This is a genomic window from Mycobacterium sp. UM_Kg27 (assembly GCF_000972905.1).
Classification (GTDB): Bacteria; Actinomycetota; Actinomycetes; order Mycobacteriales; family Mycobacteriaceae; genus Mycobacterium.
Genome location: NZ_JRMM01000172.1, coordinates 1 through 7,918, shown reverse-complemented (window position 1 = coordinate 7,918; position 7,918 = coordinate 1). Strand labels below are relative to the sequence as shown.

The 7,918-nt window shown below is 68.9% G+C and carries 10 protein-coding genes; 8 read left to right on the top strand and 2 right to left on the bottom strand.

What is annotated here, in order from left to right:
- Nucleotides 1-18 precede the first annotated feature (18 nt).
- Together LI94_RS19310 and LI94_RS19305 are read right to left on the bottom strand one after the other, a co-directional pair.
- On the bottom strand, nucleotides 19-834 hold the full coding sequence (locus LI94_RS19310; RefSeq protein WP_046302207.1) for a glycerophosphodiester phosphodiesterase: 816 nt from the start codon (nucleotides 832-834) through the stop codon (nucleotides 19-21).
- A 4-nt stretch (nucleotides 835-838) separates the two neighbouring features.
- Nucleotides 839-1,918, bottom strand: coding sequence for a DUF4328 domain-containing protein (locus tag LI94_RS19305; RefSeq protein WP_046302206.1), 1,080 nt, complete (start codon nucleotides 1,916-1,918; stop codon nucleotides 839-841).
- 564 nt (nucleotides 1,919-2,482) lie between these two features.
- On the opposite strand from LI94_RS19305, the gene LI94_RS23955 reads away from it, so the two are divergent.
- The 8 genes from LI94_RS23955 (at nucleotide 2,483) to LI94_RS19270 (ending at nucleotide 7,810) form a co-directional block, all read left to right on the top strand.
- Nucleotides 2,483-2,641, top strand: coding sequence for a hypothetical protein (locus tag LI94_RS23955; RefSeq protein WP_164517908.1), 159 nt, complete (start codon nucleotides 2,483-2,485; stop codon nucleotides 2,639-2,641).
- 203 nt (nucleotides 2,642-2,844) lie between these two features.
- Nucleotides 2,845-3,465 (top strand): superoxide dismutase, encoded by a 621-nt coding sequence (locus LI94_RS19300; protein WP_024442799.1) that lies wholly within the window; start codon nucleotides 2,845-2,847, stop codon nucleotides 3,463-3,465.
- Nucleotides 3,466-3,720: 255 nt separating this feature from the next.
- Entirely contained in the window at nucleotides 3,721-4,257 is a 537-nt protein-coding gene (locus LI94_RS19295; protein ID WP_024442798.1) for a hypothetical protein, read from the top strand.
- Between the two features lie 123 nt (nucleotides 4,258-4,380).
- Complete coding sequence (locus tag LI94_RS19290; protein WP_046302205.1) at nucleotides 4,381-5,070, top strand: TMEM165/GDT1 family protein; 690 nt, start codon at nucleotides 4,381-4,383, stop codon at nucleotides 5,068-5,070.
- A 344-nt stretch (nucleotides 5,071-5,414) separates the two neighbouring features.
- On the top strand, nucleotides 5,415-5,813 hold the full coding sequence (locus LI94_RS19285; protein ID WP_024442796.1) for a helix-turn-helix transcriptional regulator: 399 nt from the start codon (nucleotides 5,415-5,417) through the stop codon (nucleotides 5,811-5,813).
- 64 nt (nucleotides 5,814-5,877) lie between these two features.
- Nucleotides 5,878-6,546: a DUF6474 family protein gene (locus LI94_RS19280; protein WP_024442795.1), complete on the top strand. Its 669-nt coding sequence runs from the start codon at nucleotides 5,878-5,880 to the stop codon at nucleotides 6,544-6,546.
- Nucleotides 6,547-6,620: 74 nt separating this feature from the next.
- On the top strand, nucleotides 6,621-7,277 hold the full coding sequence (locus tag LI94_RS19275; protein ID WP_046302208.1) for a YcnI family protein: 657 nt from the start codon (nucleotides 6,621-6,623) through the stop codon (nucleotides 7,275-7,277).
- The gene (locus tag LI94_RS19270; protein WP_046302204.1) at nucleotides 7,274-7,810 is read left to right on the top strand and encodes a copper resistance CopC family protein; all 537 of its coding nucleotides are present in this window, start codon (nucleotides 7,274-7,276) and stop codon (nucleotides 7,808-7,810) included. Before LI94_RS19275 ends, LI94_RS19270 begins: the two co-directional genes overlap by 4 nt.
- The last annotated feature ends 108 nt before the right edge of the window (nucleotides 7,811-7,918 follow it).

The following is a 7,918-nucleotide window of genomic DNA, read 5'->3' as shown; positions in this document are numbered from 1 at the left end:
AAACCCCTCTCCCGCCGATCAGCCCGCCCGCAACCGCGCCTTGGTTCGGGCGGGCTGATTCGTGGCAATCCACGCGACCCCGACATCCCTGCAGAAGTCGACGTCCTCGTTGCGGTCGACGGTCCAGCAGTACAGCGCACGGCCCCGGGCGGCGGCCTGGTCCACCAGCTCCGGATGTTCGCGCAGCGTCTCGATCGAAGGGCCGATCGCAGTGGCACCGACCGTCGTCGCCGCGGTGCCCCCCAGATAGCGGGCGCCTGACCCGAGCAAGACCGTCGGCAGCAGAGGTGCGGCCCGGCGGATCCGCCACACCGCCGCCGCCGAGAAGGACATCACCACCGCGCGCGACCGCGAGGCCGACGCCGGCGCGGCGAGCCCGAATCGCTGCAGCAGCGCGAGCACTTCACGCTCGACCATTGCGCCATACCGCACCGGATGCTTGGTCTCGATGAAGATCTTCACCGGCCGGCGCCAGTCCAAAACCAGCGCAACCAGTGCATCGAGGGTGAGCAGGCCGGTGTCGCCGATGCTGACGCCATCCGGCGAACCCGGCTGCCCCTTGTGGTGCCAAGCGCCGTAGTCGAGGCGCTGCAGTTGCGACAACGTCATCTCGCTGACCAGCCCGACCCCGCTGGAAGTCCGGTCCACCCGACGATCGTGCACGCAGACCAGGTGACCGTCACTGGTCAGCCGCACATCGCACTCGACGCCGTCCGCCCCCTGCTGCAACGCGACGTCGTAGGCGGCCAGGGTGTGTTCCGGGCGGTCGATAGACGCGCCCCGGTGCGCGACCACGAACGGGTGCTCCGAGACGACATCGCCGGCCGGGGTCATGGCCTTACGCTGCCGGTTCCCGTCCGTCGGACTCAAGGGCCGGCGCCGGTGTGGTGACTCCTTCGGCCTTGGGCTCGGCGGCCGGATCCGGCGTCGAGCCCGCGGCGGTGTCGCGGCCGTCGGCCACCACCACCCAGTGGTGAGCCGGCCGGCCCATCGACCGCCGCTCGAATCCCTCGACCACCCGGGCCGCGGTCACCACTGCCGCCAGGCCGAGGAGGTACGCCACCACGGTCGCCACCATGTTGTTGGCAATGCCCTGGGCCCCGTCGGCCCAACTGGTGGCGGTGGCGAAGATCGCGCCCGCGGTACTGGCCGCCCACACGGCCCACCACACCACGATGGGCTTGCGCAGCCGCTCCAGCCGTTCCTCGCGCTTGGCCAGCTCCATGACAAACACCGGCGCCCACGCCAGGTTGACCACCGGCACCAGGCAACCGGCCCACAGCGCCCAGGCCGGACGCGTCTCGGGCAGGTGCAACCGGGCGAAGGCCACCGAACGCCGGGCGAGCAGCCACCTGGTCAGCACCACGGCGCAACTGACCACTGCCGCGATCGCGGCCAGCCCGGCCAGCCGGCCCAGCCACACCGCGCCACCGGCGATCAGGGGATTCAGCAGCATGGTGCGGTTGACGATCATCAGCACATAGATCAAGGCGTGCACCAGAGCCGCGACGCCCAGCGCGGCGACCGCAGCAGCCAGCGTCTTCTCCAGCGAGCGCGCCGAAGGTGCCGGCCGTTGTCCCGGCTTCGACTGTGCTGCAGGACGAATCGGCCCGCCCATCAGCGTCCAACGGGGCATCACCGCATAACGCGGGGTGGGGCCCAGCGGGCGCCGGGCCGGCGGCTGCGGAGGCGGCGGACCGGGCCGCACCGCGATCCAGCGGTAACCGGGCGCGGGCTGCGGCGGCGCCTGCCCGGGTGCTGCCGGCGGTGCCGGGGGCCCGGGCTGGGTCCACTGCAACTCGGCTTCTTGCTGGGGTGTCAGCGGCGCCCACAGCGCGCCGTTGCAGCGTGGGCACCAGGCCCGCTGCTGGTCGCGCACGTTCCACCGCGTCTTGCAGCGGGAACACACCTGGATCACCGCACCAGCCTAGCGGCGACCGCAAGGGCGGCGGAGCCGACCGCAGCCGGGTCGACGCCCTCAACACCGCGGCGACCGCAAGGGCAGCGGAGCCGACCGCAGCCGGGTCGACGCCCTCAACACCGCGGCGACCGCAAGGGCAGCGGAGGCGGGCCGGGCGGGCGACCGGCGAATGGTGGCGAGGGCGTCCCTAACGGCCCGCGCCGGGCCCGGCAGCTACCACCGGCTATCCACAGTTTCCACAGGTTTATCCACACACCAATCGACAGCGGCACGGGGCGTGATGTGCTTGTTACATGCCGACAGACGCATCAGTTGTGGATAACGCGGCGTCATCGAAGCGAACCGACTAACAGCGCCGAGCGAAATCGATTGATTAGCTAAGCAGCCGCCTACCGCCCGCATTCGGCCGCCCGGAAGCCGTGGAGCGTATCGATGCAGGTAAGTCGGGTTATCCAGGTGAATTTTTCCACTGCGCGAACAAAGCGCTATGATCGCCGTCACAGAACGGATGTGATGCGCCTCACGGGGGTGGGCGCACCGCGAGATTTGGGGGCAAGACAGATGACGGCAAGGCCGATCGGACCAGGTCCCGTCGCAGCGACGTCGGGCTGGCATTCGGGATCGTCCACTTACAAGCGCGCCTATCTGCTGGCGTCGCTGCGTGCCGGGGTGATCGCCCTCGTGCTGCTGACTTTCCTCGTTGTGCTCGTCCTGACCTGAACCTCGGCTGAGCTTTGCGGTCGGCTGACGGCGCGGCCCAACTCCACCCGTTGTTGCGGTACACCCGGCGTTGGAGCAATGTGGTTGCCGGTGGCCCCCTCGGACCGCGACCGCGGTGACGTGGGGTGCCGCTAGACCGTCAACGCCTGTCGACAATGATCAACGGTGACTGACACCGGATCAGTACCGAAGGAAGGAACCCCGTGGCCGACTACACCCTGCCGGACTTGGACTGGGATTACGGAGCCCTTGAGCCGCACATCTCGGGCCAGATCAACGAACTGCATCACAGCAAGCACCACGCCGCCTACGTTTCCGGCGTCAATACCGCACTGGAGAAGCTCGCGGAGGCTCGGGCCAACGACGACCACGGCGCAATCTTCTTGAACGAGAAGAACCTGGCGTTCCACCTCGGCGGGCACGTCAACCACTCGATCTGGTGGAAGAACCTGTCCCCCAACGGCGGTGACAAGCCGACGGGCGAATTGGCCGCGGCCATCGACGACGCGTTCGGGTCGTTCGACAAGTTCCGTGCACAGTTCACCGCGGCCGCCAACGGCCTGCAGGGTTCGGGCTGGGCGGTGCTCGGTTACGACACCCTCGGCGGCAAGCTGCTGACCTTCCAGCTCTACGACCAGCAGGCCAACGTGCCGCTGGGCATCATCCCGCTGCTGCAGGTCGACATGTGGGAGCACGCCTTCTACCTGCAGTACAAGAACGTCAAGGCCGACTACGTCAAGGCGTTCTGGAACGTGGTCAACTGGGCCGACGTGCAGTCGCGTTTCGCGGCCGCCACCTCGAAGACTTCGGGGCTGATCTTCTAGCCGGACAGTCGTCAAGAGTGGGGCGTCGCGCCGTGGGCGTGGCGCCCCACTTGTTTTCTACGGCGGTTCCAGCTTCGCCTGTCCTCCGTCGAGCCTCGCTGAGCCACCGGCTTTTTTCACCGTTTCGTTATCCGCCGCCCCGCCGTGTCACCTTGAATCCGCCTGGCGGGTGCCGCATGCTGCCAGACAACCCCACCCGCTGAAATGCGAGCAGGCGAATCAGCCAACAAGCCAGAATGTCGCGGAGGGTGCGCGATGGAGACGACAGGGTCCGGCCGGGCGATCGAAGTCGCCCCGTTTCACTCCCGTGGCGAGCTTCACGGATTCGTGGTGTTCGGCCGTTGGCCGGATTCGACCAAGGAATGGGCACAACTGCTCAGCATCGCCGTCCGGGTCGCTTCGATGCCCGGATTGCTGCCCACCACAACGGTGTTCGGCACGCACGAGGAGCTACCCGACAATCCCGGCCCGGGCACCGTCGGATTGTTGCTGGCCGAGGGCACCGTCACCGGCGAGTCGGCGATCGCACCGGGGTACTTCGCCGGCCGGCAGCCTTCCGCGCTGCTGATGCTGCACCCGCCGTCGGAGACCATTCCCTCGCTGCCCGAGTGCCGGGGCGCCGCGTCGGGGTGCATTCTGCTGCCCGGCCTGCCCTACCTGGGCCTGGAGCATCGGGCGGCCTGGGTCGAAGCAGAATCCGACGGCACCGTCACCTCGATGGTGAGCCGGGTCGGCGTTGACCCGGTCAGCCACCCCGATACCGCGATCCTGGCCATGCTGCTTGCCGCATAAAGCAATTCGCGTGGAATTGTCCCCGTGCCGGATCATCGGATTCGGCCCGCCGAAATTCCCTGTCGCCTGGCGGCCGCGCAGTGCAGTCACTAGCCTCGGCAGCTGACGAAAGGGCGTCCCCGCATGCTTGCCGCCATGCTGATCAGCCTGGGCGTGGTCTTCCTCGCCGAGCTCGGCGACAAGTCTCAACTGATCACCATGACGTACGCGCTGCGGCACCGCTGGTGGGTGGTGCTCAGTGGCGTGGCCATCGCGGCCTTCGCCATCCACGGCATCTCGGTGACGGTGGGGCACTTTCTCGGACTGACGCTGCCCGCCCGTCCGATCGCCGCTGCCGCCGGCGTTGCCTTCATCGGTTTCGCGGCGTGGACGTGGCGCGAAGGAAGCAGTTCCGCACCCGGGGGAACCGCGGTCCGCGAGCCCCGATTCGTACTGTTTGCGGTGGTGTCCTCGGTGCTGTTGGCCGAGCTCGGGGACAAGACGATGCTGGCGACGGTTGCGCTGGCCAGTGACCGCAACTGGCTGGGCGTGTGGCTGGGCGCGACGATCGGGATGGTGCTCGCCGACGCTGTCGCGATCGCGGTCGGCACGGTGCTGCACCGGCAGTTGCCCGAACCCTTGCTGCACGCCGCGGCCGGACTGCTCTTCCTGTCATGCGGCTTGTGGATTCTCTTCGATGAGGCGCTGGGCTGGCGGCCGGTGGCCATCACCTCGGTCGCCGGATCGGTGGCGGTGGCATTGGGGGCAGCCCTTTGGCGGGCTTCGCTGCGCCGTGCCGCACCGACCGCCGGAGACGATTCCGCCACTCGGTAGCAAATCCCGCCGACAACGCCACACACGGTGGAAACTTCACTTCGCCGGAGTGGCTTCCAGAGGCGAGGACCAACGGACCGGTCTTGGTGGATCTCTTCGTTCGTCGTTGCCGACGCAATTGTGCGAGCTACGACAAGAAGATACGGTCCACAGCGACCTCTACGAAGAGCCGAATGAACTGCACCCGGCCCGATCTCGTCCTTCAAGATCGAATTCGCTAGACAAACGCCCTTGGTTGTGTCGGTAACTATCGCTACGATGATCAGCAAATCATCAGGCGCTACCGCTTCCCCCTCGCGGAGCGCCTGTCGCCCGCCCTGCCTACCCCCTGGAGGTCCTAATCGATGAGCGCGACGTTCGCTGTCCGCTTGAATCGCCTTTTCGAGGTGGTCTATCCACCCGGCCGCGGACCGCATACGTCCGCCGAGGTAATCGCGGCACTCAAAGCGGAGGGCGTCACGATGTCGGCCCCCTACCTTTCGCAGTTGCGCTCGGGCAATCGGACGAACCCGTCCACCGCCACCATGGCCGCGCTGGCCAACTTCTTCCGGATCAAGCCTGCGTTCTTCACCGACGACGACTACTACGCCAAGCTCGACGCCGAGCTGTCCTGGCTGGACAGCGTCCGCGACGCCGGAGTACGGCGCATCGCGACCCAAGCGGTCGGGCTCTCACCGGAGGCCCAAGAGGATGTCCTGGCCCGCATCGACGAGCTTCGTCGCAAGGAGCACCTCAGCGTCTGAGGCCTCGGCGCCGCGATTAGGGTGGCTTAATCGGTTCCAGCGAGACACCGGGGAGGCGGCCGCGATGGGCCTGTTCAGAAAACGCAAGAGCCGCGCAACCCGGCGTGCCGAAGCACGGGCGCTGAAGGCCGGCGCCAGGCTTGAGGCGCGGCTGGCCGCCAAGAGCGAGGCGAAACGCTTCAAGGCCAGTCAGCGCGCGGACGCCCGTGCGCTCAAGGCTCAGATCAAGTCCGACCGCGACCGGGACCGCACCGCACGCAAGGCCGCCGAAAACCAGCTCAAAGCCGCCCGCGACGGCCGCATCCTCTCGCCCGCCCGGGTCCGCCGCACGCTGGTGGTCACCCGAATGCTGGCACCGGTCGTCGTGCCGCTGGTGTACCGGGCCGCAATGGCCGTGCGCGGCCTCATCGACGAGCAGCGAGCGGCCCGACTCGGGGTGCCGCTGGACCGCGTGGGCGAGTTCTCCGGACCCGCCAGACACACCGCCCGACTCTCGGCGCGGATCGCCGGGGCGGAGAAGACGCTGCGTCTGGTGCAGGACCGCAAGCCCAAGGATTCCGAAACCAAGCAGTTCGTCGCGGCGATCACCGACCGCTTGTCGGACCTGTCGACGGCGGTGACTGCCATCGAGACCATGCCGGGAGAGCGACGCCGAGTGGCCTCCGCCTCGATCAGCGACCAGCTCGATGGGATCGACGCCGATCTGATGGCCCGACTGGGGCTGCCGTCATGAGCACGGCGGTTGAGCGAGGCTCGACGGAGGAGAGGCGGAGCTGGGACCGCCGCATGAGCACCAGCGTGCGCGCCATGGCGCTGGCCACGGCGATCACCGCAGCGTGCTTCGGCTCCGCCACGCCGGCCTGGGCGCACGTGCACGCCAGCAGTCCCGGCGCGGTGCGCGGCGGGGTTGCAATGGTCACTTTCGAGGTTCCCAACGAGTCGCCGAACGGTTCTGCCACAACGGAACTCACCGTGACGCTGCCTGATGTGGCCTCGGCTCGCACGGAGACCAAGCCCGGCTGGACCGCACGCCTGGACCGCGACCCCCAATCCGGGGCGGTGCGCTCGGTGACCTGGACCGCCACGGCGGGCGCCGGCATCGGTGTCGACCAGTTCGGACTGTTCCGGATCGCGATGCGACTGCCCGACACCGAGACGGTGAACTTCCCATCGGCACAGCGGTACGCCGACGGCACCGAGGTGCGCTGGGACGAAACTCCCCCACCCGGCGGCGGTGAGGCGCGGCACCCGGTGCCCACGCTGCAGCTGGGGACCGGCCCCGCCTCGGCGACCGAACACCACGCCCAGCACCCGGAGCCGGCCGTGTCCGCCGGCCCGGCGCCAGAGGCGGGATCCGAGGCCGGCGAGCACCGCGGCGACAATGCGGCCCGGCTGCTCGGCGGCGCCGCCCTGCTGGTCGCTGCGCTGGCTGCGACGATCGCCCTGGGCAGGCGGCGGGCGTGAGGCGGGCGTTGCGCGGCGCACTGGCGGGCATGTTCCTGCTGGGGATGCTGCTCGCGGCCACCGGGGTGGCCGCCGCGCACGCCGTGCTGGTGTCGAGCGACCCAGCGCGGGACGCGGAACTGTCGCGCGGCCCGGAGCGCGTCAGCGCGACCTTCAACGAGCAACTGCAGTCGGACTTCGCGGCCATGACGGTGGTCGGTCCCGACGGTCACCTGTGGTCCACCGGGGACACCCGGGTGGACGGCGCGGTCGCCAGCGTCGCGGTGCGCCCGCTGGGGCCCACCGGGACCTACACGGTCCACTATCGGGTCACCTCCGCCGACGGGCATGTGGTGTCGGGTTCGTGGCCGTTCCAGCTGACGGTGGCCGGCACCGGGGAGCCCGGCCCCGCGGTCACCGACCGTAGCGACGCCGCACCCGCCATTCCGCGCCGCTACGCCGACCCCCAGGATGACCTGCCGATTTGGCCCTTCGTCGCCGGCGCGGTGGTGCTCGTCGGGGCCGGTCTGTGGTTCAACCGGCCTCGATCCTGACTTTCGGCCCGGGGTCGCGCCGGCCGATGCTGGCATGATGGGAGCGTTGCCTGACGCCGAGTTGATCTGAGACCAGAACCTGTCTCTTATACACATCTGACGCTGCCG

Coding starts and splice junctions, on each gene's coding strand:
- LI94_RS19290 (WP_046302205.1), top strand. CDS start 4,381: ATGCTTGCCGCCATGCTGATCAGCCTGGGCGTGGTCTTCCTCGCCGAG.
- LI94_RS19275 (WP_046302208.1), top strand. CDS start 6,621: ATGGCGCTGGCCACGGCGATCACCGCAGCGTGCTTCGGCTCCGCCACG.
- LI94_RS19285 (WP_024442796.1), top strand. CDS start 5,415: ATGAGCGCGACGTTCGCTGTCCGCTTGAATCGCCTTTTCGAGGTGGTC.
- LI94_RS19310 (WP_046302207.1), bottom strand. CDS start 834: ATGACCCCGGCCGGCGATGTCGTCTCGGAGCACCCGTTCGTGGTCGCG.
- LI94_RS19280 (WP_024442795.1), top strand. CDS start 5,878: ATGGGCCTGTTCAGAAAACGCAAGAGCCGCGCAACCCGGCGTGCCGAA.
- LI94_RS23955 (WP_164517908.1), top strand. CDS start 2,483: ATGACGGCAAGGCCGATCGGACCAGGTCCCGTCGCAGCGACGTCGGGC.
- LI94_RS19295 (WP_024442798.1), top strand. CDS start 3,721: ATGGAGACGACAGGGTCCGGCCGGGCGATCGAAGTCGCCCCGTTTCAC.